The organism is Mesorhizobium sp. MC2-1-1 (assembly GCF_057597255.1).
This window is the reverse complement of sequence record NZ_CP195205.1, coordinates 1-26,165: the sequence shown is the minus strand read 5'-3', so window position 1 is coordinate 26,165 and position 26,165 is coordinate 1. Positions and strand designations below refer to the sequence as shown.

At 61.5% G+C, this 26,165-nt stretch carries 23 protein-coding genes and 1 pseudogene; 13 read left to right on the top strand and 11 right to left on the bottom strand.

Translation table 11 applies throughout. The annotated features are described in order from the left end of the window. Window positions 1-64: 64 nt before the first annotated feature. The 8 genes and pseudogenes from ACR64R_RS00120 to ACR64R_RS00085 all read left to right on the top strand — a co-directional run bounded on the left by ACR64R_RS00120 (window position 65) and on the right by ACR64R_RS00085 (window position 8,612). Window positions 65-865 (top strand): ABC transporter ATP-binding protein, encoded by an 801-nt coding sequence (locus ACR64R_RS00120; protein WP_487359682.1) that lies wholly within the window; start codon window positions 65-67, stop codon window positions 863-865. Further along, entirely contained in the window at window positions 862-1,611 is a 750-nt protein-coding gene (locus ACR64R_RS00115) for an ABC transporter ATP-binding protein (protein WP_487359681.1), read from the top strand. Before ACR64R_RS00120 ends, ACR64R_RS00115 begins: the two co-directional genes overlap by 4 nt. After that, window positions 1,608-2,516 carry a branched-chain amino acid ABC transporter permease gene (locus tag ACR64R_RS00110; RefSeq protein WP_487359680.1) on the top strand — a complete coding sequence of 303 codons (909 nt, stop codon included), beginning with the start codon at window positions 1,608-1,610 and terminating at the stop codon, window positions 2,514-2,516. Before ACR64R_RS00115 ends, ACR64R_RS00110 begins: the two co-directional genes overlap by 4 nt. Beyond that, a complete protein-coding gene (locus tag ACR64R_RS00105) occupies window positions 2,513-3,490 on the top strand; it encodes a branched-chain amino acid ABC transporter permease (protein ID WP_487359679.1) in 978 nt (325 codons plus the stop codon). The genes ACR64R_RS00110 and ACR64R_RS00105 overlap by 4 nt, the downstream gene beginning before the upstream one ends. 29 nt (window positions 3,491-3,519) lie before the next feature. After that, window positions 3,520-4,785, top strand: a complete 1,266-nt coding sequence (locus tag ACR64R_RS00100) for an NAD(P)/FAD-dependent oxidoreductase (RefSeq protein ID WP_487359678.1) — start codon at window positions 3,520-3,522, stop codon at window positions 4,783-4,785. A 1,138-nt stretch (window positions 4,786-5,923) separates the two neighbouring features. Then, window positions 5,924-6,475, top strand: a complete 552-nt coding sequence (locus tag ACR64R_RS00095; protein WP_487359677.1) for a Spy/CpxP family protein refolding chaperone — start codon at window positions 5,924-5,926, stop codon at window positions 6,473-6,475. Window positions 6,476-6,617: 142 nt separating this feature from the next. Further along, window positions 6,618-6,904, top strand: a pseudogene (locus tag ACR64R_RS00090) (prolipoprotein diacylglyceryl transferase family protein); the annotation flags it as partial. Window positions 6,905-7,298: 394 nt separating this feature from the next. After that, window positions 7,299-8,612 (top strand): DUF2130 domain-containing protein, encoded by a 1,314-nt coding sequence (locus ACR64R_RS00085; RefSeq protein ID WP_487359676.1) that lies wholly within the window; start codon window positions 7,299-7,301, stop codon window positions 8,610-8,612. A 124-nt stretch (window positions 8,613-8,736) separates the two neighbouring features. On the opposite strand, the gene ACR64R_RS00080 is transcribed toward ACR64R_RS00085, so the two are convergent. Together ACR64R_RS00080 and ACR64R_RS00075 are read right to left on the bottom strand one after the other, a co-directional pair. Further along, entirely contained in the window at window positions 8,737-9,612 is an 876-nt protein-coding gene (locus ACR64R_RS00080; protein ID WP_487359675.1) for a plasmid partitioning protein RepB C-terminal domain-containing protein, read from the bottom strand. Then, window positions 9,609-11,174 carry a recombinase family protein gene (locus ACR64R_RS00075; protein ID WP_487359674.1) on the bottom strand — a complete coding sequence of 522 codons (1,566 nt, stop codon included), beginning with the start codon at window positions 11,172-11,174 and terminating at the stop codon, window positions 9,609-9,611. Before ACR64R_RS00075 ends, ACR64R_RS00080 begins: the two co-directional genes overlap by 4 nt. Before the next feature lie 65 nt (window positions 11,175-11,239). Here ACR64R_RS00075 and ACR64R_RS00070 point away from each other — a divergent pair, with 65 nt between their 5' ends. Then, on the top strand, window positions 11,240-11,500 hold the full coding sequence (locus tag ACR64R_RS00070) for a type II toxin-antitoxin system HicB family antitoxin (RefSeq protein ID WP_487359673.1): 261 nt from the start codon (window positions 11,240-11,242) through the stop codon (window positions 11,498-11,500). Window positions 11,501-11,673: 173 nt separating this feature from the next. Then, window positions 11,674-11,991 carry a YMGG-like glycine zipper-containing protein gene (locus tag ACR64R_RS00065; protein WP_127234358.1) on the top strand — a complete coding sequence of 106 codons (318 nt, stop codon included), beginning with the start codon at window positions 11,674-11,676 and terminating at the stop codon, window positions 11,989-11,991. Between the two features lie 88 nt (window positions 11,992-12,079). Here ACR64R_RS00065 and ACR64R_RS00060 read toward each other — a convergent pair whose 3' ends face one another. After that, a complete protein-coding gene (locus tag ACR64R_RS00060; protein WP_487359672.1) occupies window positions 12,080-12,328 on the bottom strand; it encodes a hypothetical protein in 249 nt (82 codons plus the stop codon). Between the two features lie 275 nt (window positions 12,329-12,603). Here ACR64R_RS00060 and ACR64R_RS00055 point away from each other — a divergent pair, with 275 nt between their 5' ends. Continuing rightward, the gene (locus ACR64R_RS00055; protein WP_487359671.1) at window positions 12,604-13,218 is read left to right on the top strand and encodes a class I SAM-dependent methyltransferase; all 615 of its coding nucleotides are present in this window, start codon (window positions 12,604-12,606) and stop codon (window positions 13,216-13,218) included. A 109-nt stretch (window positions 13,219-13,327) separates the two neighbouring features. On the opposite strand, the gene scpA is transcribed toward ACR64R_RS00055, so the two are convergent. Genes scpA through ACR64R_RS00030 form a run of 5 tightly spaced genes read right to left on the bottom strand, consistent with a single transcriptional unit; the run spans window position 13,328 to window position 19,822 of the window. After that, a complete protein-coding gene (scpA, locus tag ACR64R_RS00050; protein WP_487359670.1) occupies window positions 13,328-15,463 on the bottom strand; it encodes a methylmalonyl-CoA mutase in 2,136 nt (711 codons plus the stop codon). Further along, entirely contained in the window at window positions 15,463-17,466 is a 2,004-nt protein-coding gene (locus tag ACR64R_RS00045; protein ID WP_487359669.1) for an acetyl-CoA carboxylase biotin carboxylase subunit, read from the bottom strand. Before ACR64R_RS00045 ends, scpA begins: the two co-directional genes overlap by 1 nt. After that, the gene (locus ACR64R_RS00040) at window positions 17,466-17,708 is read right to left on the bottom strand and encodes a hypothetical protein (protein ID WP_487359668.1); all 243 of its coding nucleotides are present in this window, start codon (window positions 17,706-17,708) and stop codon (window positions 17,466-17,468) included. The genes ACR64R_RS00045 and ACR64R_RS00040 overlap by 1 nt, the downstream gene beginning before the upstream one ends. 6 nt (window positions 17,709-17,714) lie before the next feature. After that, on the bottom strand, window positions 17,715-19,247 hold the full coding sequence (locus ACR64R_RS00035; RefSeq protein ID WP_487359667.1) for an acyl-CoA carboxylase subunit beta: 1,533 nt from the start codon (window positions 19,245-19,247) through the stop codon (window positions 17,715-17,717). After that, on the bottom strand, window positions 19,247-19,822 hold the full coding sequence (locus tag ACR64R_RS00030; protein WP_487359666.1) for a biotin transporter BioY: 576 nt from the start codon (window positions 19,820-19,822) through the stop codon (window positions 19,247-19,249). Before ACR64R_RS00030 ends, ACR64R_RS00035 begins: the two co-directional genes overlap by 1 nt. Before the next feature lie 119 nt (window positions 19,823-19,941). On the opposite strand from ACR64R_RS00030, the gene ACR64R_RS00025 reads away from it, so the two are divergent. Beyond that, window positions 19,942-21,354: a helix-turn-helix domain-containing protein gene (locus ACR64R_RS00025; protein ID WP_487359665.1), complete on the top strand. Its 1,413-nt coding sequence runs from the start codon at window positions 19,942-19,944 to the stop codon at window positions 21,352-21,354. 1,422 nt (window positions 21,355-22,776) lie between these two features. On the opposite strand, the gene ACR64R_RS00020 is transcribed toward ACR64R_RS00025, so the two are convergent. Together ACR64R_RS00020 and ACR64R_RS00015 are read right to left on the bottom strand one after the other, a co-directional pair. Continuing rightward, window positions 22,777-22,968 (bottom strand): hypothetical protein, encoded by a 192-nt coding sequence (locus tag ACR64R_RS00020; protein WP_487359664.1) that lies wholly within the window; start codon window positions 22,966-22,968, stop codon window positions 22,777-22,779. Between the two features lie 653 nt (window positions 22,969-23,621). Next, a complete protein-coding gene (locus ACR64R_RS00015; protein WP_487359663.1) occupies window positions 23,622-23,849 on the bottom strand; it encodes a polymerase in 228 nt (75 codons plus the stop codon). Window positions 23,850-24,197: 348 nt separating this feature from the next. On the opposite strand from ACR64R_RS00015, the gene ACR64R_RS00010 reads away from it, so the two are divergent. Beyond that, window positions 24,198-24,461: a hypothetical protein gene (locus ACR64R_RS00010; protein ID WP_487359662.1), complete on the top strand. Its 264-nt coding sequence runs from the start codon at window positions 24,198-24,200 to the stop codon at window positions 24,459-24,461. A 350-nt stretch (window positions 24,462-24,811) separates the two neighbouring features. Here the strand turns inward: ACR64R_RS00010 and ACR64R_RS00005 are convergent, their stop codons facing one another. After that, window positions 24,812-26,011 (bottom strand): IS256 family transposase, encoded by a 1,200-nt coding sequence (locus ACR64R_RS00005; RefSeq protein WP_292591592.1) that lies wholly within the window; start codon window positions 26,009-26,011, stop codon window positions 24,812-24,814. Window positions 26,012-26,165: the final 154 nt, after the last annotated feature.

Below are 26,165 nucleotides of genomic sequence, written 5' to 3'. Positions count from 1 at the left end.
GGCAAGTGTGATCACATATCAATAATCAGGAAGCGGCAATGATCGCTTTCGGCCAGAGGGACTTATGGGCGAGACGGCGAGACAGCATGGGTCGGAAACTCATGCGCCGGTGCTGACAGCGACGAACGTCGTCAGGCGCTTCGGCGGCCTGGTCGCGGTCAACGACGTGTCGTTCGAGGTAAGGGCGGGCGAGATCCTCGGGCTGATCGGCCCCAACGGCGCCGGCAAGACGACGATGTTCGACCTGCTCGCCGGCAGCATCCTGCCGACCAGCGGCGAGATACGACTCAATGGCGCGCTGGTGTCGGGCGAGGCCGCGCACCTGCGCATCGGACGTGGCCTCGGGCGCACGTTCCAGATCCCCCGGCCGCTCCCCAACCTCACGCTGATCGAGAACGTCATGCTTGCCGCGCAAGGGCAGACCGGCGAGCGACTGCTCGCCAATTTTCTCACGCCGTGGCGGGTCGCCGCCGAGGAGAAGGCCGCGGTGAAGAAAGCGGCCGATCTGCTGGAGCTCGTCTCGCTGACCCGGCTGGCGCATGAACCGGCGCGCGTGCTTTCCGGCGGTCAGCGCAAGCTGCTCGAGCTCGCCCGCGTGATGATGGCCGATCCGGCGATCATCCTGCTCGACGAGCCGGCTGCCGGCGTCAACTCCACTCTGCTCGAAGTCATCATCGAGCGCATCCGCGACATTAACCGGAGCGGCATCACTTTCCTTCTGATCGAGCACAACATCGACATGGTGACGCGGCTTTGCCACCGCGTTCTCGTGATGGCGAGCGGCGAGCTGCTGTGCGAGGGCACCGCCGACGAGGTGGCGCGCGACCCGCGCGTCATCGAGGCCTATCTCGGAGGCACGGCATGAGCGAGGCCGTGCTTGACGTGCGCGATCTCGAGGCCGGTTACGAACCCGGCGTGCCGATCGTCCGTGGCGCTTCGATCGCCGTCAACAAGGGCGAAATCGTCGTCGTGCTCGGGCCGAACGGCGCCGGCAAGTCGAGCCTGATCAAGGCCATCGCCGGCCTCGTCCCGATCAGCCGGGGCAGCGTGCTGCTCGACGGCAACGACATCACCGCGGTGCCCGCGCACACCATGGTTCGCCTCGGCCTCGCCTTCGTGCCGCAGACCGAGAACGTCTTTCCGCTGATGTCGGTCGAGGACAATCTGAAGGTTGCCTGCGGCATTCTCGAACGGCGCGAGGCGCCCACCCGCATCGAGGAGATGTATGCGATGTTCCCCGACCTCGCGCGCCAGAAGCGGAGCGCTGCCGGCAACCTGTCGGGCGGCCAGCGCCAGATGCTGGCCGTGGCGCGGGCGCTGATCGTCCACCCCAAGGTTCTGGTGCTCGATGAGCCGTCGGCCGGGCTGTCACCGAAATTCGTGTCGATGGTGTTCGAGATGCTGTCCGCCATCCGCAAGTCCGGCGTTACCATCCTTTTGGTCGAGCAGAATGCCAAGGCAGCGCTTGCCATTGGCGATCGGGCCTATGTGCTGGTCGAGGGCAAGGAGCGGCATGAAGGCGTCGCCTCGACGCTGTGGGACGATCCGGTTGTCGCCGAGCTCTATCTTGGCCAGCGACCGCTCAAGCGGGAAGCGGGAGGCGCGGCATGAGCCTGCAATTCATCGTCGACGGCATGTTGACCGGCTCGATGATCGGCCTCGGCGCCATCGGCGTGACGCTGACCTATTCCATCCTGCGTTTTTCGAACTTCGCCCATGGCGATTTCATGGCCTGGGGCACCTATGCGACACTGGCCGCCGTCGGCGCCATCACCGCCATGTTCGGCAAGGTGGCGCCCATTGCGCCTTTGTCGTTCGGCTGGCCGCTCATCGTCGCGCTGGCCGCCGGCATGGCGTTTACGGCCCTGCTCGCGCTGCTGCTCGACAAGGTGCTGTTCTCGCGGCTGCGCAGGCAGGAACAGGCAATCATCGTGGTGATGGGAAGCTTCGGCGCCTCGATGTCTCTCAGAAGCCTGCTCGAATTCATCTTCACCTCGCGCCCGACCTATTTCAGCCGCGCCATCCAGATCGCCATGCCGGTCGGCTTCGGGATCCGCATCACCCCGGACCAGATCGCATTGCTGCTTTTGACCGCGGTGCTGGTGCTTGGCGTGCATCTTTTGACGACACGCACCCAGACCGGCCGCGCCATGCAGGCGATGAGCCAGAACCCGGCCCTTGCGCGCGTCGTCGGCATCGACGTCGCCAGCGTCGTGCGCGTCACCTGGATCATTGGCGCAGCACTCGCCTGCGTCGCCGGCGTGATGATCGGCATCCTCGTCCAGATCCGGCCCTTCATGGGCTTCGACATGCTGTTGCCGATGTTCGCAGCCGCGATCCTCGGCGGCATCGGCAGCATTCCGGGCGCGGTGCTCGGCGGGCTCATCATCGGCCTCGCCGAGGCCGGCGCGGTGCAATTGATCGGCGCCGAATGGCGCGCCGCGGTGTCTTTCATCATCCTGATGGCGGTGCTGTTCGTGCGGCCGATCGGGCTCTTTGGCGTGAGGGAAAGATGATGGATCTGATCGGCTACGGCGCCTTCTTTCTGACGACAGCGCTGATCTTTTCGCTGATCACGTTGGGGCTCAATCTGCAATGGGGCCTGACCGGCCTGTTCAATGTCGGGCTTGCCGGATTCGTGGCGATCGGCGCTTACACATCCGCGCTCTTGACCACGCCCGGCGATCCTGCGCGACTAGGCGGTCTTGGCCTGCCGATCGTCTTGGGGTGGCTAGGCGCGATGGTCGTCGGCGCTCTGGCCGCGGCCCTCACCGGCTTCGCCACGCTGCGGCTGAAGTCGGATTACCTGGCCATCACCACCTTCGGCGTCGCGGTGGTCGTGCAACTCGTGGCGCTCAATGCGCAGGTGTTGACCGGCGGACCTTTCGGCATCGGCTTCATTCCACGCCCGTTCGGTGGCCTCGCCGAAACACCGCTGCTCTTCAATCTGTCGAATCTGGGGATTGTTCTGGCTGTGACTCTGGCCGCATATCTTGCTCTGGAACATCTCTCGCGCAGCCCATGGGGCCGGGTGCTGAAGGCGCTGCGCGAGGACGAACGCGCGGCGGTCTCGCTCGGCAAGAGCGCGCGCTTCTACCGCGTCCAGGCCTTTGCCGTCGGCGGCGCGATCATGGCGCTTGCCGGTGCGCTGCAGGCGCATTTCATCGGCTTCATCGCACCCGACAACTACTTGCCCATCCTGACCTTCCAGGTTTGGGTCATGCTGATCGTCGGCGGCTCAGGCAGCAATGCGGGCGCCGTTGTCGGCAGCGTGCTGGTCTGGGCGATCTGGGCTGGCTCGGGCGCCATGACCAGCATCCTTTTCTCGCCCGAGCAGCAGGCCCGCGCGGCTTCGCTGCAGATCGTCGCCATCGGCGTCATGCTCTGCCTCATCCTGCTGCTGCGGCCGAACGGCCTGTTCGGCGACAGGCCGAGGCGGGCGCTTTTCCGCAAGCAGGTGAAGGCCACCGCTGGCGAAAGCAAGGCCTGAACGCGATGGCGCCGCAGGAAGCGTTTTCAATGTGGCATGCGGTCAGCCGCGTTTCCCATCCCCGGCCCGTGCTGGAAGATAGGTTCGATGTCGACCTTGCCGTCGTCGGCGGCGGCTTCACCGGCCTGTCGACCGCCCTTCACGCCGCCGGCAAAGGCCTTTCGGTGGCTGTCCTCGAAGCCGAGATCATCGCCTGGGGCGCCACCGGCCGCAATGCAGGCTTCGTCGTGCCGAACTTCGCCAAGATGGATCCGGACGCCATAGTGGCGCATCTCGGCTCGGAGCGCGGCGAGCGGTTGATCGGGTTTGCCGCCGGCAGCGCCGAGCTCGTCTTCAATCTGATCGAGCGGCATGGAATTGCCTGCGACGCCGTGCAGAAAGGCTGGATACAGGCGGCACACTCCGAGACTGCTCTCGAAAAAATTCGATCCCGCGCCAGGCAGTGGGCGGAGCGCGGCAGGCCGGCAGTCATACTGGATCGGCAGCAGACCGAGGCGTTGACCGGCGCCCGCTTCTATGCCGGCGGCTGGATGGACCGCTCGGGCGGCGTGCTCAATCCAGTCGAATTCGCGCGCGGGCTGGCCGATGCAGCCGAAAAAGCCGGCACGCGGATTTTCGAGCACACGCGTGTCACATCGATCGACCGTTCGTCCGACGGATGGATGCTGAAGACGCCGTCCGGCTCACTGCGTGCTGGCAAAGTGCTGATCGCCACCAACGCCTATTGCGGAGCGCTTCCCCCAACGCTGCGGCGGACCTATTTTCCGCTAAAGGTTTTCCAGATCGCGACGGCGCCGCTGCAGCCGCATATGCGCCGGCGCCTGCTGCCCGACGGCCAGAGCTTCTCTGACACCAGACGCAATCTATTCACCTTCCGCTTCGATGCACGGAACCGGCTGATAAGCGGCGGCATGCATGTGGTAGGCGCGGGCGCCGACAGGCGGGTGCCGCAGGCAATCTGGCGGCGGCTGGCGAAGCGTCTCGAACTGCCTGACCTGCCGCCGCTGGAATACAGCTGGTCGGGGATGGCCGCCGTCGAGCCGGATTTCCTGCCGCATCTGATCGACCTCGGCCCAGGTCTGATGGCGGCTCGGGCATGCAACGGACGCGGCATCGCCATGACCACGGCCATGGGCGAGGTGCTGGCCGATTGGGCGGCTGGGACGGAAGGCCACGATCTCCCGCTGCCGCTCGCGCCGCCGGCGCCAATCCCGTTCCATGGCCTGCTGCGCTATGCGCCGAACGTGCTTCTTCCCTGGAGCATTCTGCGCGATTGGCTGGATCAGGCTGGTTAGGACAAGTGCCGAGCAACGGTTCACGTTGGCGTCCACTATCGGACAGAGCCAGACCATCCATCAATCAAGCACGAATATCGTTCCCGAAACGGCTCGCGTCGGGGAGTTGCTCCTGGGCACTTGCGTCAAAAAATACCCACAACGAACGAAGTCGAAATTCTGGGCGGGCTGGGATTTGATTTCAGAGGTGGTCGACGAGGAGCTCGCGCCATTTGAGCGGCGTCACGATCGACAATCTGCTCCTCGTCGCGCGCGGCCAATAGCGCGGTCATTGTCCAGGCGGTCATTGTCCAGGTAGCAGAAGCGACTCTGCCTTGACGTCAGGGAGCAGTCGTGCCGCCGCGTTGGGACGCCGTCCGCTGGTTCGTAGCGGATCGGCGGCACGAGCACGCCGGACATGCTCGCCACGTTCGTCAACGTCCCTAAGTTCCTTTGGAACGCGTCGGTATTAGTGAAAGTGACTGGCTCCCAATCGTAAGAAGCGGTCAGGTTGCAATTTATTTAAAAATTTCAAATGTTTACAGCGAAGGCCGATGGTACCGTTGGCTTGGATCAAAACCTCGCTCAATGTATTGATTTTATTGAGCTTTTTCAAACAAAACCGCGGATTTGTAGCACAATAGGTATCACAATATGTAACACGTTCTCGGTGTTGCTTGCTGCCACCGGGCGAAATTGAACAAGGCGACGCGCTGCATCCGGCGTTATCTTCGGCCGAAATGCGCTTCACAGAGACAGTGGACCAAAGGCAAGGCTATCATCGCATCATAGTCTCCATTGTGGTGATAGCCGCAAGCGGCATGTGTGACGCGCGGCGCATACGCCACCATTAAGGCCAACCTCCGGCGCCGGAACGCTACCGTCATGATGGCTGGCTCTGCGCCAGCTTTCGCTGGCGCAGAGCCGCAACGGCTTCCCTATTCCTTTATATCCCAACACAGCACAGGAAATTTGCGCGTATCGCGACAGAATCTCGCTGCACGTCGGGTAGTCGCAGTCCGATCCAATGCGACTGCCACCACGAGTGCGTCCTTGGATGTCGCGTGGAGGAAGGCAGGCGCTCGTTGATGCAAATCAATGCCGTCATCATCACCTTCTGATCTTCTCGCCATTTGGTGTTCTCTGAAGGAGACGGTCCATGTTCAATTTGCGCAGTGTTTTTGCCGCAGGCCTGATGCTGGGTGTTGTCGCGATGCCTGTAATGGCTGGAGCTCAGGACAACGATTCCGGTTGGTGGCCTCGTTGGGGAATGGGTCGAATGATGATGGGGCAATGGGGCGGTCCTATGGGCGGGTATGATTCAGACCAGATGCTCGGCCGGATCGACGGGCGCCTCGCCTTCCTCAAGACAGAACTGAAAATCACCGACCAGCAGACGCCCTCTTGGAATGAATTTGCTGGTGTCATCCGGAGCACAGCCGAGTCCCACAATGCGGAGATGCAGGGAATGCTCAAGGAATTTCACGACGGTGAATTCCTGAAGAAGCCCCTGCCTGAGCGGCTGGCCTACCAGCAAACCCATCTCGAAGCGCGTCTGGAGCAAACTAAAACTGTCAGGGCGGCAGTCGAAAAACTGTACGCAAAGCTGAGTGATGAGCAAAAGCAGGCTGCTGACGACATTGTCCTGCCGATGATGGGCATGGGCATTGGGCGCTCCGGCGGTATCGGTCCTGGAATGATGTCGAGATAAGCCTCCATTGCCCGTCCGTCAGTGTCCGCGCGTGCAATGAGGCGCAACAGCAATGGACACGGCGTGTACGATGTTGGAGGCGGCAGCCGCGCCAGCAGGCGCATCGTATCTAATTTGCTCGCCCCAGTGAGCGCGTTGCGCTCTCTGGGGCGAGGTGACAAGCGTTCCGTGGGCAGTTGAATTTCCGAATGGGCGCCCCTTTTTGCGCCATCCAAGTCAGATTTACGAAGCGTTGCTCGAAGGCTTGGTCTTGTTTGTTTTCCTGCGCGCCCTCACCCATTCGCAGTTGAAGTTAAAGACGACGGGGGTCGTCGGTGTGCCTTCTTCATCGCTTATGGCGTTTCGCGGATCTTAGTGGAATTTTTCCGGGAACCGGATGCGCATCTGGGTTATCTGCTGGGCGGCTGGCTAACCATGGGTATGGTTTTGTAACTGCCTATAGCGCTTGCCGTAAGTTCCCTGGCCGATTAGCCGATTTCCCTTGGAATGAGTACCGCGTATGACAGTTAGGCGATCCAAGGAAATGCCCTATACCCAGACTGACGATCCAAGAGTTGCCGTCGGAGAGAGCGGCCACTCTGCGATAAGCTTTGAAGTCGGGTCGATTTTTCGGCGAGCGGGCATGGCGTTAGATTGATCTCCGATCCAGTGCGACTCAATACGGCGACGCCGGCAACCGTCCGGCTTCGCGTAAATCATCTTCGCGGCCTTAGTCCGAACTAGTCGTGTGATTGCAGTGACGTTCTTCCTTTGTTCTATTCGAGGCGGGCGGCATCCCCTATACTATCGCCATGGGAAACCGATTCTTCCGAGGCGAATTCCAATGACCATTCAACCTGTCAGCAAGACTCTGCACGGCGATAAGCTCTTCAACGAGCCGACGATCACCTGCCCCAGTTGCAGGACTGACATCAAGCTCAACGAATCTCTCGCGGGGCCCCTGATCGCTGCTACGCGCGAGGAGTACGAGCAACGCATTGCCCAGACCAATGCAGCCATCGCCATTAGAGAAGAAGAGCTCGAGCGCCAGCGCCATGAAGTTGCTGAGGCTAAGGAAGGCGTCGAACGTGTCGTTGCCGAAAAGGTCAGAGTCGAGCGAGCTCACATTGTTGCCGATGAGGCTCGTAAGGCCAAACTTTTGCTCTCGGCAGACTTGGAGGAACGCGACCGTAAGGTGGCCGAGTTGGAGGAAACGCTGAAGGCTCGCGATGACAAGCTCGTACAGGCGCAGAAGCAGCAAGCAGAATTCCTCACGAAGCAGCGCGCGCTGGAGGACGAGCGGAGAGAAATGGCTCTGACAATCGAGCGAAAGGTCCAGGAAGGACTGGACGCTGTTCGCACAAAGGCCAGGTCTGATGCCGAAGACGGCCTCAAAATGAAAATCGTGGAGAAAGAGGAACAAATCGCCGGCATGCAGCGCCAGATCGAGGATCTGAAGCGACGCGCTGAACAGGGCTCCCAGCAGTTACAGGGTGAAGCTCTGGAGTTGGAACTGGAAGGGCTGATTAGCGGTCGCTTCCCGGTTGACGTGATCGAGCCGGTGGCGAAGGGCGAGTTTGGTGGTGACGTCCTTCAGCGGGTTGTCGGTCCGGCAGGTCAGCCATGCGGGGCGATACTTTGGGAGTCAAAGCGCACCAAGAATTGGAGCCAGGGCTGGCTCGCTAAGCTGAGGACTGATCAGCGAGCAGCGAAGGCAGACATCGCTTTGCTGATTACTGAAGCCCTGCCCGCTGGCGTTGAGACATTCGACCTTGTTGACGGCGTATATGTCGCCCATCCGAAGTGCGCCATTCCAATCGCTGTTATGCTGCGGCAGTCGCTGATCGAGTTGAGTAATTCAAGGCTCGTGCAGGTCGGGCAGGCCTCGAAAATGGAACTGGTCTATGGGTATTTGACCGGCCCGCGTTTCAGACAGCGTATCGAGGCAATCGTAGAGAAGTTCGCTGACATGCAGGATGACCTCGCACGTGAACGAAAGGCCACGATCCGGCTGTGGGCCAAGCGAGAGGCGCAAATTCAAGGAGTGATCGAATCGACAGTGGGGATGTATGGCGACTTGCAGGGGATCGCCGGAAAGGTAATGCAAGAGATTGAGGGCCTTGAAGTGCTGGCTGTTGAGAGCCCCCTTCCCGGCTGAGATAATCGCCGCGCTAAGCTTCACGGCTATGATGGCATATCTGCCTTGACCGCTTGCGGTTGTGCGCTGTGAGGCAATGGAGAAGGAGTAGCGCACGGTTGGTAGCTTGCCCGAAGGCGACTAGTCAAAAGACAAGGTGCTTGGGCTTTGGTCCGGGTTTTTTCGGGTGGCGCGTCAACGCTTCCTGATTCGTTGGAAGATCCAAGATCGCTTGAAACGCAGCGAGCTGCTCCGGGAAATTTTGCGCAAGGTATCTAACCGCCCGCGCGTTCTCCATCAACCGATCGAGATAGGACCTTGCTGCCATGAGCTCAAGCGCCCAGATGCCGCGAAAGTTGGCGCAATACAGGAATTCTTCATTCAGCGCGTCAAACTCAGCTTCCATGGCAGCCAGTTGATCGGCTGTAACACCGACAAACTTCTTTCTCGGCTCGCATGGATCGGCCAACTGCGACGACTGTGTAAGTGTGATGAGAAGCTTCACGTATTTGAAATTCACCCGCTTCAGGGCGATCATTAGCCTTGCCGCTTTTAGCTGCCTTTCCGGCACCATCTTGCGCAAGGATGCGAAGACCTGGGGCGGCACGTACCAATCCTGCAGGAGATCTAGAACCTCGGGCAGAATTCCGGTGACCAGCGGCTTCGGTTCAATAGATGCACACGCGCTTTGCGCAGGTTGCCGGGCACCGACCCGCTCAGCCAGCGCCTTTGGCACCAGCGCGAGGTCTTCGGCCGATAGCAGGCGGCGGAACTGTTCCTGCTTCAAAGGATCTCGCAAAGCTCCAGCTATCGTTTCCAGCCGATGGCGAGGGACCTTCGCATCAGCCGTCTTTTTGCGAGTTCTCTCGCATTCAGCCTTATATGTCCTGAGCAGCATGCTGCCGGTAAACCACCTGCCGGGCTCGTGCATCTTCTCCAGCAGCGCAGCGTGTCTGGTGCGGCTATTCTGCAAGACGCGGTAGGCAACGTCCCGGCTTAAGCCCGGATCGCGGACTCTCATGTGGCGCTCCCCACGAATGCTCGCTCGGCCAGGGCAACAAGCGGATTTAGGGATCGGAAGAGAAACGCATCCAGCTTCATCCCATTGTTGACATGGAGCTCCCCCCTGATGTCAACGATTTCGTGCGTGGGGGCGATCAGGTAGTCACGAATGACCTGATCGCCCGGATGCATTCGGATGAGAACAAAGATGTCCGCCGTAGTCTCTCGCCTAGCCCGTGAAGACCAGCGGGGATAGGCATAGTGCGAAACGCGGCAACGTGCGATGGCGACCACTACGGTAAACTCGTCATTGATCCGGATGAGGTCCGTTCCAGGGTCATAGGATACTTGCCCGCCCACCTTTTTTATCGCGACCAGTAGATCAGCCATGACCCGGTAGCGGGTAGCCTCGAGGCGCTTGTTGGTATTTATGAACTGACAATTGTTTGGTGGCTGGCAATCGATGAGCCTGTATACATCGAGCAGACTACCGAAATGCGATCGGTAGCGGCTGCTTGGAGGGCATTCGGGCGCAGCGTCTATAATCGCGCCAGATATTTTCCCATGACGTTTGTGTAGCTTCCGTAGAGCCGTCAACATCTCATCGTCGCTCATACGAAGGTAGAGGGATTTGACTATTGCTTGCGCCTTTTCGAACACTCTGCGGTTAACTATCGGCTCAAAAGCGTTGTCTGCCCTGACCCATTGGTCCTCGGAATTCCACACCATCTTGCCTTTGAGTTTCGTGGAACGACGGTTCCAGACATTGTTGCCGATATATTGCTCGTTGGTGAGAACATGGCGCACGGCTTCGCGTTGCCATGGGCGACCGAAGTCGTTCACGATCCCGCGGTCATTCAGGTAATTTGCGATTTCGAGTTCGGTTTTGTGTGATCCGACGAACAGGCGAAAGATCAATCGCACAGTCGCTATCTCCTCCGGTGGTCCCGGTACGAGAATGATCCTGTCCGTTTGAAGGCTTTTGTATTCGTGGCGCGCGAGGATGACTTTCGGGCGACCAGACTGGTCAATCATCAGACGCCTTAGTCCAAGGCCCGGCACGCCGCCCACGTGGAACCCCATCCGGGCCAGCCTCACTTGGCCCATGAAGACCTTTTGCGACAGCATACGGCTGTGTTCTGCGGCCATACTGCGCTTAATGGCCTTAAGCACATCCGATCCGACGGTGCCGTCATTTGCGAATTGCTCGGCGCAAAACTCAATCCGTACGCCAGCCATCTGGCATCGATACTCGTAGGAGGCGCTTTCATCGATGTTCTGAAATCTGCCCCATCGGCTGACGTCATAGACGACAACCGTCTCAAAATCGGCATCCCCGTGCTCAATATCGAACAGCAACTTCTGCAGACCGGGCCGCCCCTCGATGTGTAGTCCACTCCGGCCTGGGTCTTCATATGTGGCAACGATGTCATACCCCATGACATCAGCATAACTGAGGATTGCATCCCTCTGGTTCTGGATGGAATAGGTCTGCTGATCGGTGGACATCCGCAAGTACTGAGCAGCACGAACCCTTCGCCTCCCCACATGAGGGTCGCGGGTCCCAGCAACCTTGTCCATCGCCTTGCACCGTCGTTCCGGTGTTTTAAACTAGGGGTCAGTGGCTTCGCGGCAAGAGGAAGCAAATGCGCAAATACGTCGGGCTGATCCACAAGGAAGGCGCCAGCGACTACGGAGTATCTTTTCCCGACTTTCCGGGCGTGGTCACGGCCGGCGCAAGTCTCGAAGAGGCGCGCGAGCTCGCCGAACAGGCTCTCGCCTTCCACGTTGAAGGTATGATCGACGACGGCGAGGCTGTTCCTGATCCCACTTTTCTTGAGAATGTCTTGGCAGACACCGACCATCAGGAACATGCAACCATCATGGTTCCATTGACGATCCAGTGAAAGGTTACTGCCGGGAGGGTGGCTTTTCCCGTTTGGCAACCATGGTGGTCAACTGCCGGGAAACCGTGAATTACTTCGTGAGCCGGCGCGCCGCCGTTCCGCCGCAATGCGACCGCAGTTCAGCGCTGTTCGCCCCCGTCGTCAGTCCCTGGGGCTTCAGAGGAGTTCTAGTGATGATCATCAAGAAGGCTATTCTGGCGGTGCTGATGACCGCCGCACTTGCCGGCTGCGAGACGCAGACCGAAGGCCAGCAGCGAGCCACCACCGGTGCACTGATCGGCGGCGCCGGCGGCGCCCTGGTCGGCCAGGCGATCGGTGGCAACACCAAGAGCACGGTGATCGGCGCGGCCAGCGGCGCGCTGCTCGGTGCCGTCGTCGGCTCAGCCACGACGCCGCAGCGCCGCGGCGACCAGCTCTGCCGCTACCAGGACCGCTACGGCCGCATCTACACCGCGCCCTGCGATGACCGCTACTACAACGGCAACTATTGACCTTTGTCGCCTCTCCGACTGAGGAAGGAGGGGCGTCACACTTCACCAGCGCGCACTCCGCGCGCTGGTGATCAGGCCCCAAGCGGCTCTAGGCCCTATATCCTTCATTCACGCAGTCGTTCTTCCGGGCCCAGTCGAAATCGGCCTGCGACATGGATAAGCCGAGGCCTGGTTCAACATAGGGACCGGCGCCGTCGATATAGACGATGAATCGCGCTTCCTTGGTGAAGATCCCGACCTTGCTGGTGACGATGCCGCAGGTCTGACCGGTCGCGCTATCGCCGGTCAGGTCCACATGCGAGAAGGTCGCCGCCGGATCGTTGACCAGGCTGCGCATCCTGGCCTCGGCCGATGTGATCGCATCGGCGCGCCAGCCCCTATGAGAGCCAGAGGAAGCAGTTTCAGTATAGGTCGCATGTCGGCTCCGGATCGCGGCCGGAAGCAATCGACCTTCGGTTGCAGTCCAAGCGCCAACGCAAATCATGGTTTCGGCGCGGTTTCTCCACGCCACTCTCCCTGCCCCACGGGCTGGGGAAACTTCCGTGCCGTCATCTTTTGCGCACCTTCTCGATGCTACACACCAGGTGCGGACGGGCAGGAGGAGGTCGAAAAATGACAAGCCTTGCCGTCGCGCTGAAAAATCGCGGCAAACAAGCAGCGAAGCGGTTGCTGCGCTACGACAGCCGCAACTGGCTGCGCATCCGCCAGATCGAAGCCTTCACCACGTTCCTCGAAGCGGCGAACCGCAAGTCGCGCGACGTGATCGAGATTTCGCCGGGCTGGAACCGCTATTGGCGGGCGCTGTGCCCCAACTATCGCTCGGTCGAATTCCCGGAGTTCGACATCTGCCGGGACCGCACCGAGGAGCAATATTCCATCGTCATCGCCGACCAGGTGCTTGAACACGTCCAGCGCCCGCAAGCGGCCGCCGCCAACATCCATTCCATGGTGAAGCCTGGCGGCTGGGCGATGGTGGCGACGCCCTTTCTTTTTCGCGTACACGCCCGCCCGCACGACTACAACCGCTGGACACCCGCGGGCCTGAAGCAGTTGATGGTCGAGGGCGGTTTCGCCGAGGATGACGTGCAGGCCTTCGGCTGGGGCAACAAGGCCTGCGCCAAAGCACACATCGGCGGGCCGGTTCGGGCCTATGGCGTATGGCGGGATTTGAGCAACGACGAGGAATACCCGCTGATGGTATGGGCCTTTGCAAAAAAGGCGACCTGAATAGCGTGACAAAGCCGGGCGAGGCCGACTGCGTCGCTGGTCGCTACATTCAGGATTCTCGCTGGCAAGCCACATTTGCGGCACCAGAACGGTTTCCGCAGGTGAGGTGCTAAACGTTCCGCCGGCGACCTTCGAGGAGGTCCAACACGCTCCGAGCGGCTTCGAGGATGTTCGTTCCGGGTCCGAAGACGGCTGAAACACCATGGTCGAACAAAAACTGGTAATCCTGTTTTGGTATGACGCCGCCAACCACCACTATGATTTCCGAAGCGCCCTTTTCCTTAAGCGCCTCGACCAGCAGAGGCGCAAGGGTCTTGTGGCCCGCGGCGAGTGAGGACATGCCAACCACATGGACTTTCGACACTGCCGCCATTTCGGCGGCTTCCTGCGGCGTCTGGAACAGGGGGCCGGCGATCACGTCGAAACCGATATCGCCGAACGCCGACGCAATGACCTTGGCGCCGCGATCGTGGCCGTCCTGGCCGAGTTTGGCGACCATGAGGCGCGGCCTTTCGCCGAGTTCGGCACTGAAGCCGTTCAACCGCGAAACCAGCGTCTCGTATTCGGGCTCCCCCGCATAGGACCGGCCGTAGACGCCGCGCACCACCTTGGGCGTCGCGGCGTGGTCGCCAAAGGCCCGGCGCAAGGCATCGGAAATCTCGCCGACGCTGGCGCGCGCTCGGGCGGCATCGACGGCGGCGGCAAGGATGTTGCCCCTGCAGGTATGCGCGACCTTTTCCAGCAGGGCGAGCGCGGCTTCGACCCGGTTGGAATCCCGCTGTCGGCGCGTCTGCTCCAGGCGTTTCACCTGCGCCTCGCTCACGACCTTGTTGTCGATGTGACGGATTTCGATCTGGTCCTCGCTCTCCAGACGATACTTGTTGACGCTGACGATCACCTCGTCGCCGCGGTCGACTGCAGCCTGCCTGCGGGTCGCGGCCTCTTCGATCAGGCGCTTGGGCAGCCCCTCGATGACGGCCTTGGTCATGCCGCCTCTTGCCTCAACCTCCTCGATCAACGCCCATGCCGCATCGGCGAGTTCCTTGGTCAGGCTCTCGACATAATAGGAGCCGGCCAGCGGATCGACCACCCTGGTCACGCCCGTCTCGTGCTGGAGGATGAGCTGCGTGTTGCGCGCGATGCGGGCCGAGAACTCTGTCGGCAGCGCGATCGCCTCGTCGAAGGAGTTGGTGTGCAGGCTCTGCGTGCCGCCCAGCGCCGCGCTCATCGCCTCGAAGGCGGTGCGTACGATATTGTTGTAGGGATCCTGCTCCTGCAGCGACACGCCGGATGTCTGGCAGTGGGTGCGCAGCATCAGTGACGAGGCCTTCTTCGGCTGGAACTCCTCCATGATGCGGGTCCACAGAAGCCGCGCCGCGCGTAGCTTGGCCGACTCCATGAAGAAGTTCATGCCGATCGCGAAGAAGAAGGACAGCCGGCCGGCGAAGTCGTCGACATCGAGCCCTTTCTTCAGCGCCGCGCGGACATATTCGCGCCCGTCGGCCAGCGTGAAGGCAAGCTCTTGCACCAGCGTCGCCCCGGCCTCCTGCATGTGATAGCCGGAAATCGAGATCGAGTTGAACTTCGGCATCTCCTTCGCCGTGTACTCGATGATGTCGGCGACGATCCGCATCGAGGGTTCCGGCGGGTAGATGTAGGTATTGCGGACCATGAACTCCTTGAGGATGTCGTTCTGGATCGTGCCTGAGAGCTGAGCGCGCGGCACGCCTTGCTCCTCACCCGCCACGATGAAGCTGGCGAGGATCGGGATCACCGCGCCGTTCATGGTCATCGACACTGAGACCTTGTCGAGCGGGATGCCGTCGAACAGGACCTTCATGTCCTCGACGGAATCGATGGCGACGCCCGCCTTGCCGACATCGCCCTCGACGCGCGGATGGTCGCTGTCATAGCCGCGATGGGTGGCGAGATCGAAGGCCACCGACACGCCCTGTTGGCCAGCGGCGAGCGCCTTGCGGTAGAAGGCGTTGGAGGCCTCCGCGGTCGAGAAGCCGGCATATTGCCGGATGGTCCACGGGCGGCCGGCATACATGGTGGCGCGCGGCCCGCGCAGGAACGGTTTTTGCCCCGGCAGGCTGTCGAGATAGCCATTCCCCTCGAGATCCCGTGCCGTGTAGAGAGGCTTGACGTCGATGCCCTCCGGCGTGCGCCAGGTGAGCGCGTCCGGGTCGGCCTTGATCTCCCTTTCGGCGAGCGTGCGCCACTGTTCGAGCTCGTCGGCCATCACTCGAACTCCATGATGAGCTCGTCGACCGCGAGGCTGGCGCCGGCTCTTGCCGCGATCGCCTTGACCACCGCCCGGCGTTCGGCGCGCAGCACGTTTTCCATCTTCATGGCCTCCACGGTCGCAAGCGTCTGCCCGGCCTCGACCGTGTCGCCCACCTGGACCGCCAGCGAGGTAATGACGCCGGGCATCGGACACAGCAGCATCTTCGACGTGTCGGGCGGCGTCTTCACCGGCATCAGCCGGGCAAGCTCGGCCACGCGCGGCGAGCGCACGAATGCCGTGACGTCGATGCCCCGCCAGCGCAGGTGCAGCCCGGAGCCATTAAGCGACACCTTGACGCCTGCCGATTCGTCATTCACGGCGAAGGCCGCATGGCTGTCTCCCGGCAGCCAATCGCTGGACACCGTGAGGCTCGGACCATCGGCAAAGGCGATGGTGTCGCCGGCTGCGTCCTGAGCGATGACGAGCGCGAATTCACGTTCGGCCACCGTCACGACCCAGTCCTTGCCAATGCTGCGCGGATGGTTGGCGAGGGCGCCCGATATCCGTGCCGACCGGCGAACGATCCTCGCATTGATGAAGGCGGCGACGGCCGCGAGCAGGCGCGCCTGGGCATCGTCCGGGTCGACGCCCTGGAAACCGTCCGGGAACTCCTCCGCGATATAAGCCGTGGTCAGCCGGCCCTCGCGGAAGCGCGGCTGCGCCATCACAGCCGACAGGAAGGGAAGGTTGTGGCCGATGCCTTCCACCTCGAAGTCGTCGAGCGCCCGCGCCATCGCGTTGATCGCTCCGGCACGGTCCGGCGCCCAGGTGCAGAGCTTTGCGATCATCGGATCGTAATACATCGAGATCTCGCCGCCCTCGAACACGCCGGTGTCGTTGCGCACGATCGTGCCGTTGTCGCGCGACCCCTCGACCGGCGGCCGGTAGCGTGTCAGGCGCCCGATGGAGGGCAGGAAGTTGCGATAGGGGTCCTCGGCATAGAGCCGGGTCTCGATCGCCCAACCGTCCAGCTTCACATCGCCCTGGCCGAAGCGCAGCTTTTCGCCGGCGGCGATCCGGATCATCTCCGCGACGAGGTCGAGACCGGTGACCAGCTCCGTCACAGGATGCTCGACCTGAAGCCGGGTGTTCATTTCCAGGAAGTAGAAGTTCTTCTTGCCGTCTACGATGAACTCGACCGTGCCGGCCGAGAAGTAGCCGACCTCACGCGCCAGCGCGACGGCCTGCTCGCCCATGGCCTTGCGGGTAGCCGCATCGAGGAAGGGCGATGGGGCTTCCTCGATGACCTTCTGGTTGCGCCGCTGGATCGAGCATTCGCGCTCGCCCAGATAGACGATGTTGCCATGCTGGTCGCCCAGCACCTGGATCTCGATATGGCGCGGCTCGGTGACGAACTTCTCGATGAAGATGCGGTCGTCGCCGAAGGAGGCCTTGGCTTCGTTCCTCGACGACTTAAATCCCTCACGCGCCTCGCGGTCGTTCCAGGCGATGCGCATGCCCTTGCCGCCGCCGCCGGCGGAGGCCTTGATCATCACCGGATAGCCGATCAATGCTGCGATGCGCACGGCTTCGTCCGCATCCTCGATCAGGTCCATATGGCCGGGCACGGTGGAGACGCCGGCCGCGACGGCGATGCGTTTGGAGGTGATCTTGTCACCCATCGCCTCGATCGCCGCCACCGGAGGGCCGATGAAGGCGATGCCGGCATCCTTGAGCGCATCGGCGAAATTGGCGTTCTCCGACAGGAAGCCGTAGCCCGGATGCACCGCATCGGCGCCCACGGCCTTCGCCGCGTCCACGATCCTGCCGATAACGATGTAGGACTGGCTGGAAGGCGGTGGCCCGATGTGGATTGCCTCATCCGCCATCTTCACATGCAGCGCGTCGCGATCGGCATCCGAATAGACCGCCACCGTTGCAATGCCAAGCTTCCTCGCTGTCTTGATGACGCGGCAGGCGATCTCGCCCCGGTTGGCAATGAGGATCTTCCTGAACATTATCGCTCGACCACAAAAGTTTCCGACTCGTCTTTGCGCGTCCATTTCAGCGCGGAACGCTCCAACGTCCCCGGCACGTCGATCACGCACAGGCACCAGTCCATCTCGCCATGGCGGTCCACCCATTCGAGAAGCCTCTCGGGGCCAGGTCTTTCGGGACCAAGTCCTCCGGGGGCAAGCCGGGCGGCCAGCTGCCGCGGGGTCGAGCAGAGAATTCCGTCAATCTGGACCTGCGTGCACATGAAACCTCACAGGGGCATGGTGTCGTGCTTCTTCCAGCGCGGCTCGAGGTTCTTGCCGCGCAGCGCGGCGAAGGCGCGCGCTATGCGCTTGCGCGACGAATGCGGCATGATCACCTCGTCGATGAAGCCGCGTTCGGCCGCCACGAACGGATTGGCGAAGCGTGCCTCGTACTCCCTGGTCCGCGCCGCGATCTTGCCAGCGTCCGCGAGTTCCGAGCGATAGAGGATCTCGGTCGCGCCCTTGGCCCCCATCACCGCGATCTCGGCCGTCGGCCAGGCATAGTTCACGTCGGCGCCGATATGCTTGGAGGCCATCACGTCATAGGCGCCGCCATAGGCCTTGCGCGTGATCAGCGTCACCATCGGCACCGTCGCCTGCGCGTAGGCGAACAGAAGCTTGGCGCCGTGCTTGATCACGCCGCCATATTCCTGGCTCGTGCCGGGCAGGAAACCGGGCACGTCGACCAGCGTCAGGAGCGGGATGTTGAAAGCATCGCAGAAGCGCACGAAGCGGGCTGCCTTGCGGCTGGAATCGATGTCGAGGCATCCCGCCAGCACCATCGGCTGGTTGGCGACGACGCCCACGGTCTGGCCTTCGAGCCGCAGAAAGCCGGTGATGATGTTCCTGGCATAGGCGTCCTGGATCTCGAAGAAATCGCCCTCATCGGCGATGGACAGGATCAGTTCCTTCATATCATAGGGCTTGTTGGCGCTGTCGGGCACCAGCGTGTCGAGCCGCATGTCGAGGCGCGCGGGGTCGTCGTGGAAGGGTCTGACCGGCGGCTTGTCGCGATTGTTGAGCGGCAGGAAGTCGAACAGTCTGCGGATCGCCTCCAGCGCCTCGACATCATTCTCGAAAGCGCCGTCGGCCACGGAGGATTTTTGCGTGTGCGTGCTGGCGCCGCCGAGCTCCTCCGCCGTGACGATCTCGTTGGTGACGGTCTTCACCACATCCGGTCCGGTGACGAACATGTAGGAGGTGTCGCGCACCATGAAGATGAAGTCGGTCATGGCCGGCGAATAGACGGCGCCGCCGGCGCACGGCCCCATGATCACGGAGATCTGCGGCACCACGCCGGAGGCGTCCACGTTGCGCTTGAAGACGTCGGCATAGCCGGCGAGCGAATCCACGCCTTCCTGGATGCGTGCGCCGCCGGAATCGTTGAGGCCGATGACAGGCGCGCCGTTCCTGGCCGCCATGTCCATGATCTTGCAGATCTTCCTGGCATGCGTCTCCGACAGCGAGCCGCCGAGCACGGTGAAGTCCTGGCTGAAGACATAGACCATGCGGCCGTTGATGGTGCCCCAGCCGGTGACGACCCCGTCGCCGGCGATCTTTTGAGCAGCCATCCCGAACTCGGTCGCCCGGTGGGTGACGTACATGTCGTATTCCTCGAAGGAGCCCTCGTCGAGAAGGACGTCGAGCCGTTCGCGCGCTGTCAGCTTGCCCTTGGCGTGCTGGGCGTCGATGCGCTTCTGACCGCCGCCGAGGCGCGCTTCGACACGCCTGGCCTCCAATTGTTCCAGCACGGCGCGCATCAGCGGCCCGCCCTGCCCTTGATTCCCCCCCGGCCAGCGATGAACAGCAGCGCCGCAAGGATAGCTTTCGTGACGTCGCCCAGAATGAACGGATAGAGGCCATACTGCAGCACCGGCTTGTCGAAGCCGATCACCGCGCCCAGCCACAGAAGGCCGGGTAGGTAGACAATGGCGCCGGCAAGCAACGCCGATAAAGATGCCGCGAGCGCGTTGACTGCCCAGCCGCGTGAGACGGTCCAACCGGCGAGCAGAACGGCCGCAAGATATCCGAGCAGATAACCGCCCGTTGGTCCCAGCATGTAGTCAAGGCCAATGCCTTTCTCCGGCGTGCCGGAGAAGACCGGCAGGCCGGCCGCCCCTTCCGCCAGATAGAGTAGCATTGCGACGGCTGCCCGACGCGAGCCGAGCACAAAGCCTAACCCGATGACAACGAAGGTCTGCAGCGTCATCGGCACCGGATAGAAAGGCACAGAAATCTTGGCTGAGGCCGTCAGCAACAGCGTAGCCGCTAGCGGGAGCACCAAATTCAGCGCTGCGGCCTGAAGACGCAACTGCATGGCGGTAAGGGCAGTCATCGTGTTCTCCCATCGAGTGATAGGCGGACTGCTAGCCCCAACCCGGCGCTGAGAAAACGGTTGAAAAGGTGCAAAAGCTATGCAAGCGGTTTTGCAAATAGAAAAATGCGAATTTGCAAATGGCGCCCTCGAAGCTCTTTATCGGCCGCAAGATCCGCGAACTGCGCGAGGCGAACAAGGCGACCCAGGCCGTCTTTGCCGAGCGGCTGGGGATCTCGACCAGCTATCTCAACCAGATCGAAAACAACCAGCGCGCCGTTTCGGCCTCGGTGCTGCTTTCGCTGGCGGAGAAATTCCGGGTCGACCTGTCCGCCTTTTCCGGCAGCGACAGCGACCGGCTGCTTACGGCGCTCAGCGAGGCGTTGGCCGATCCGCTGTTCGACGTGCTGTCGCCCGGATCGCAGGAGCTGAAGCTGGTGGCGCAGAGCGCGCCCGCCTTCGCACACGCGCTGCTCGCCTGCCATCAGGCCTACCGGCGCAACAGCGAGCAGCTCGCCAGCCTCGACGACCAGATGGTACGCACCGACAGCTTCTCCGAGCCGACTCCTTATGAGGAGGTGCGCGACTTCTTCCATTTCGTCGACAACTACATCGACGATCTGGACCAGGCGGCAGAGCAGCTCGCGGGCGATCTGCGGATCGGCGAGCAGGACGCCATCGCCGCCATGACGGAGCACCTGGATAAACGGCACGGCGTGCGCGTTGCCAGTTCGGGCGAGGACAGCGAGACGTTGCGCCGCTATGACGGCAAGGCCAGGGTGCTCTATCTCAGTCCCTATCTCGACAGCGCCTCGCGCGCTTTCCAGATCGCTTTCCAGATCGCCACGCTTGAGCGACGGACGGAGGTCGACGCGATCATCGCGCGCGCCGGCTTCCGCACGGCCGAGGCGGGCGACATATGCCGCATCGGGCTGCGCAACTATTTCGCCGGGGCGCTGGTGCTGCCCTATGCCCGCTTTGTTGGCGCCGCGAAGGAAGTGCGCCACGACGTAGAATTGCTGGCGGCGCGCTTCGGCGCCAGTCTCGAACAGGTGGCCCACCGGCTCTCTACCTTGCAGCGGCCTGGGCAGAAAGGCGTGCCGGTCTTCTTCGCCCGCATCGACAGGGCCGGCAACATCACCAAGCGCCATAGCGCCGCGAAACTGCAGTTCGCCCGCTATGGCGCGGCCTGCCCGTTGTGGAATGCCTATGAAGCCTTCGAGACCCCCGGGCGCTTCGTGCGCCAACTCGCCGAGATGCCGGACGGAGCGCGCTATCTGTCGATTGCCACCGAGATTTCCAAGCGCAGCGGCGGCTTTGCGGCGCCGCAACGGCGCTATGCCATCGCGCTTGGCTGCGATATCTCGCATGCGGACGACTTCGTCTATGCCGACGGCCTTAACCTGACCAACCGCGCAGGCTTCCAGCCCATCGGAATCTCCTGCCGTATCTGTGAACGGGCTGACTGCGGTCAACGCGCAGTGCCACCCCTTAAGCGGCGATTGCGGATCCACCCCGACATGCGCGCCGTCTTGCCTTATTCAATCGTCTGAAGCTGTTTGAAGTCGAACTGATGACGTTACAAACCTCAATAGTTTTTTCTCTGATTTATTGAACCATCCTTCTCTTCCCGATCAAAGAATGATCAATAGGCCAAGTTCCGCATGGAGCTCGGCTCGACGTGCCGAGGGCGGGTCTCTACACCTAGCCTTCCAATCGCCCAGAAGAGCTGCGCTCTCCTGTAGAGTCGAGGGCAAGCGGCGTCAGTGGCCGAGAACTTTCAGGCCGAAAGGCCAAGACCTTGCAGATCAACTTATAGGGAGTAGCCATTGAGTGACATGCTTTGGCTGGAGCGCTGTCGGGTCGAGGTCGTGCTTTGGCGGGTTAGTTTACTGGCCAATCCGTGAGAGCACCAACGATCTCAAGGCCCAGTATATCGAGACAGGTCGACTTATCCAGCCTCAGCGCAAACCAGCAAGGCGATTCAGCAACTCGCCGCGAACAAGGTATCCAGGCAGGAAATGGATTGGCGGGCTCAGCGTGGGGTCGAGGACCGCTAGCGAATGGAAGGCGCGATCATCGACCTGCGCACAGGGGCGGTCACTCGCAACGAGTGGCGCTTCATGTCCTGGATGACGCCAGATACACGAACTGCGGGATAAACAAGCATCGCCATAACGGGCCGGATCCGCTCACCTCCGCACGATCCATTCGAGCAAATTTGGATCGACCGACTGGGAGCCGCTGTACGACTGGATCAGCTTCGTTGCCAACGCGCGCCATTCGCTTTCCGGCGTCTGTTGTCGCGTATCTCGTTTCGGAAAACAGATTTCAGGATTTCGGCATCCACTGCCGACAAAGTCGAATTCGCCATGGTTCTTCCCTCACCCTAGGCGGGGGCGAAAGCATTCCCCGCGCGGCGTGAAATAATACTCTGTACGCCCGTTTTCGAGAGGCCTTTGTTCCGCCCGCCGTCCACATGTTGAAGCCCCAAAAAAATGGCGCCTTAACATTTGTAAAGGCGTCTTGCCCGACTTGTGGGCGATCATGGGGTCGGTCCTGGCGGGGCCGAGACCCCTGCTTGGCCTCCGGCTTCGGCTGGCGGGTTTTTTACGTTCTGTTCAGCCGACGCTCCAGCGAGACCTTGACCCTCAACCGTGAGTTAATCCGAAGGATCACGGAGTCGGTGTGGTGGGCCGCGACGGCATAGACCACAATGAGGGGCAAGCCGACCTGTTGGTGCCTCGGTTGGCTAAAGAGGCCAACATCCCGGAAAATGAGGCCCGCGAGCTGATCAAGCTTCTCGGACAGCCGATTGGAGCTCGCTCGTGAGAGAAGCGCGTTTCATGAAAGGCACGCATTGACAGGCAGCACGAGAGGTACGTTCCCACCTTCTGCAAAAGCCGTGGTAGGTTGTGCCATGCTTGGAGTTGGGAAAGTTGCGCGCCTGATAAGGGGAGTGTTACCCACCACGTCTACTTGAACGCGTACTTATAGACCCCGCGGCTGCTTTCCTCGGTGACGCGAACCCAAGATGGTTCATCTCTACGCACCTGAACCTCTTTCCTTGTGGCGATGGTCGCAGCCTCCCACGGCGTATTGGCGATTACGGTGATACGGGACACTGGCGTGTCGCCAGCCATCTCTTCTACCTCGTATTTCTTCATGCACGACGTCCCTTTGGGTCACGGAACCCAACGAGGATCACAAAGGCTTGTTCCGGCTCGGGACCGGGGCTGAAAGCCTTTGAGCCTGCTTCCTTTAAAATTGTATGCAACCAACTCAGCTTGCTTTAGTTGTTTAGTCGCGGTCGGTCCTAGAGATGTCAGCCGCAAATAATCGCGGGAAGCCCGTCGCTTACGCTTATTAGCTGCGACGGGCTTTCTTTTTCGCTTTCCAGCTAATCCATTTTTTCAACCTGTGCGAGGCGCGTCGAAGTGAATATTCTCAGGTCCGCTACAAAGCGACGGCGTGCGGGTCGAAGACCAGCGCGTCGTTAAGATCTGTTTCACCGCAGACGACATTCACACAAAAAAATCGAAGCAGCGGTATGAAATAGCCCTATGCGCGCCGCATTTCAGCGCTGGGTAGACGAAGATTAAGCCCCTGAAGACCGGTGGCGACCGCGAGCGACTAAGCTTGTCCGCCTCATGACCGGCGACGTTGACCACAGCATCGTCGAATGGATCATTCGCAAAAAGCCCCGGCGCTGAGGGGGATCGGCGCCAGGGCTTGGGCATGTAATCGGTACAAGCATGACCTTGGTTTAGGATGGGCTAATATCGTGAACGAGTGGTAAATCGGTGGCAGCTCAATGCCGCTAAGGTCTCGGCTGTACAAGACTTCCGTCGACCACGTTCGGCAAATGGGCATGCGCAGTTGCCTTGACCGATCCTGTGGTGATTGCATCGCGAGGAATCAGAATGACCATCCTTCCCTTATGATGCTCCGGCCAAAGTGGCTCGTTAGCAACGACGATGACGGCCGCAAGCACGAAAAACAGGAGCAGGGCGGCGAACACATTTGCAATTATTTCGCCAAGCTGCATGCGGCGCTTTCCGGATGAGCCGCCGCCTCGCAGGTTGCGGCGGGCGCTTGTTTGAAATTGCCGACAAGAGGGACGATGCTCGCCAGCCTTCGATTTCAAATGGGATATAAGGCGGTATGTTTTCAGCATTGGGACCAATGCGCGCTCTCGCCCGACTTTCGTCCGAAAGCGGCTCTGTGAACCGCGCTTTGGGCAGCCACCCGGACCGAACGCGACGAGCTGGTTTGAACGCTCCGCCATGTCGCAGCGGCGGCCCGACATCTACTCAAATCAAAAAGATTCCACGGACCGGCTTGACGGGCAAGGAATTTGTTCTCATTTCGTTCTCCAAAAGGGAGAACGAAATCCATGCCCCGTCGGCGGCGTCACGACGACATTTCGGAAGGCCATCTTTGGGCCATCGAGCAAAAGATGCACAGCCTCGACATGGCCCTCGATGCCGCCAGCCTGTCGCTGACGCCGTTTCGCCCGCACTATGACGCCATCGGCGTGCTCAAGCAGCAGATGCGCGAGGCGGTGAACCTGTTGAGAGACCGGCCGATCGACTATCAGCGACCGCACGCCGCACCGATCTCAGGCCTCGTGCCGCCCCAAACTTTCAAGAGAAGCTGATTGATGACATGGCGAGACGGTCAGGGACGTCTGGCAGGTCGGCGGACGCATCCATTTCCGTTGCACCTGGGGTCGGCTAACGGCCGGCTGCTGGCGTCAAATCCAGGTAAGGCGAGTCTCGCAGGTTGAGGTAACCTGTGACAGCGGACCCAGGCTTTCGAGCTTTCGAATTAAGGGCGTCGTCAAAGCGGACATCGCCGACCTTAGCACTTTGTCACGATCTAACAACCGACCTGCCGTCGGGGTGTCTCAGTTCGAAATTTCCTGACAGAGGGATACCGGATCATGTCCCGGGCTGTGGTGTAGCTGGCGGCATTGGTCGCCGAGCTCTCCGGCATGGGCCGGGCTGATCAGCGCGCCACGGCTGGCAGGCTGATGAGGGGATCATCACTCATCTGGCTGATCGTCTCAAGGGTCATATAGCGGGCTCGCTGGACGGCCCACTCATCATTCTGTTCGAGCAGCAGCGCCCCGACGAGGCGCACGATCGCATCGTCGTTCGGGAAGATTCCGACGACCTCGGTGCGTCGCTTGATCTCGCCGTTGAGACGCTCGATCGGATTCGTCGAGTGGAGCTTGGCGCGATGTTCCTTCGGGAAGGTCATATAGGCCAGCACGTCGGGCTCGGCGTCATCCATGATTGTCGCCAGCTTAGGGACCTTGGGCCGGATCTGATCAGCGACGGCGCGCCATTGGGTGCTCGCGGCCTCGGGCGTTTCCTGGGCGAAGGCGGTGGCGATGAAGGCCGAGACGACCCTGCGGCCGCTCTTGCCGGCGTGCGCCAGCACGTTCCTCATGAAGTGGACGCGGCATCTCTGCCAAGTGGCGCACAGCACCTTGGTGACGGCCGCCTTGAGACCTTCATGTGCGTCTGAGACGACGAGCTTGACGCCGCGCAGGCCGCGGCGGGTGAGCTTGCGCAGGAACTCGGTCCAGATCGGCTCGGCCTCCGAGGCGCCGATCTCCATGCCAAGCACCTCGCGCCGGCCGTCTGCGTTGACGCCGACGGCGATGATGACGGCGACCGATACGATGCGCCCACCGCGGCGCACCTTTAGGTAAGTGGCATCGATCCACAAGTATGGCCAATCGCCCTCGATCGGCCGCTCGAGGAAGGCTTTCACCTTGCCGTCGATCTCCTCGCACAGCCGCGAGACCTGGCTCTTGGAGATGCCGCTCATGCCCATCGCCTTGACCAGGTCGTCGACCGAGCGCGTCGAGATGCCCTGCACATAGGCTTCCTGGATGACGGCGGTGAGCGCCTTCTCGGCCATGCGGCGCGGTTCGAGGAAGCCCGGGAAGTAAGAACCCTTCCTGAGCTTGGGAATGCGAAGTTCGACGGTTCCCGCTCGCGTTTCCCAATCCCGCTCGCGATAGCCGTTGCGTTGAGCGAGCCGCAACGGGGTCTTCTCGCCATAGCCGGCACCGGTGGCCGCGCCCACCTCCAACTCCATCAGCCGCTCGGCGGCAAAGCCGATCATCTCGCGCAGCAGATCGGCATCCGGGGTCTTCTCCACGAGCGTGCGCAGGTTCATCATGTCGTCGGTCATCGGTGGTCCTTCCGAAATGGGTTGGCGTCAACAACCAAACCCTACCGGAAAGCGCCGATGACCACCGACAGGCCGCTCACTCGCTACAGCACAACTAACGGCGCGCTCGCGAGCGGCTTCATAACCCTCAGCTACACCACCTGATGGGACACGA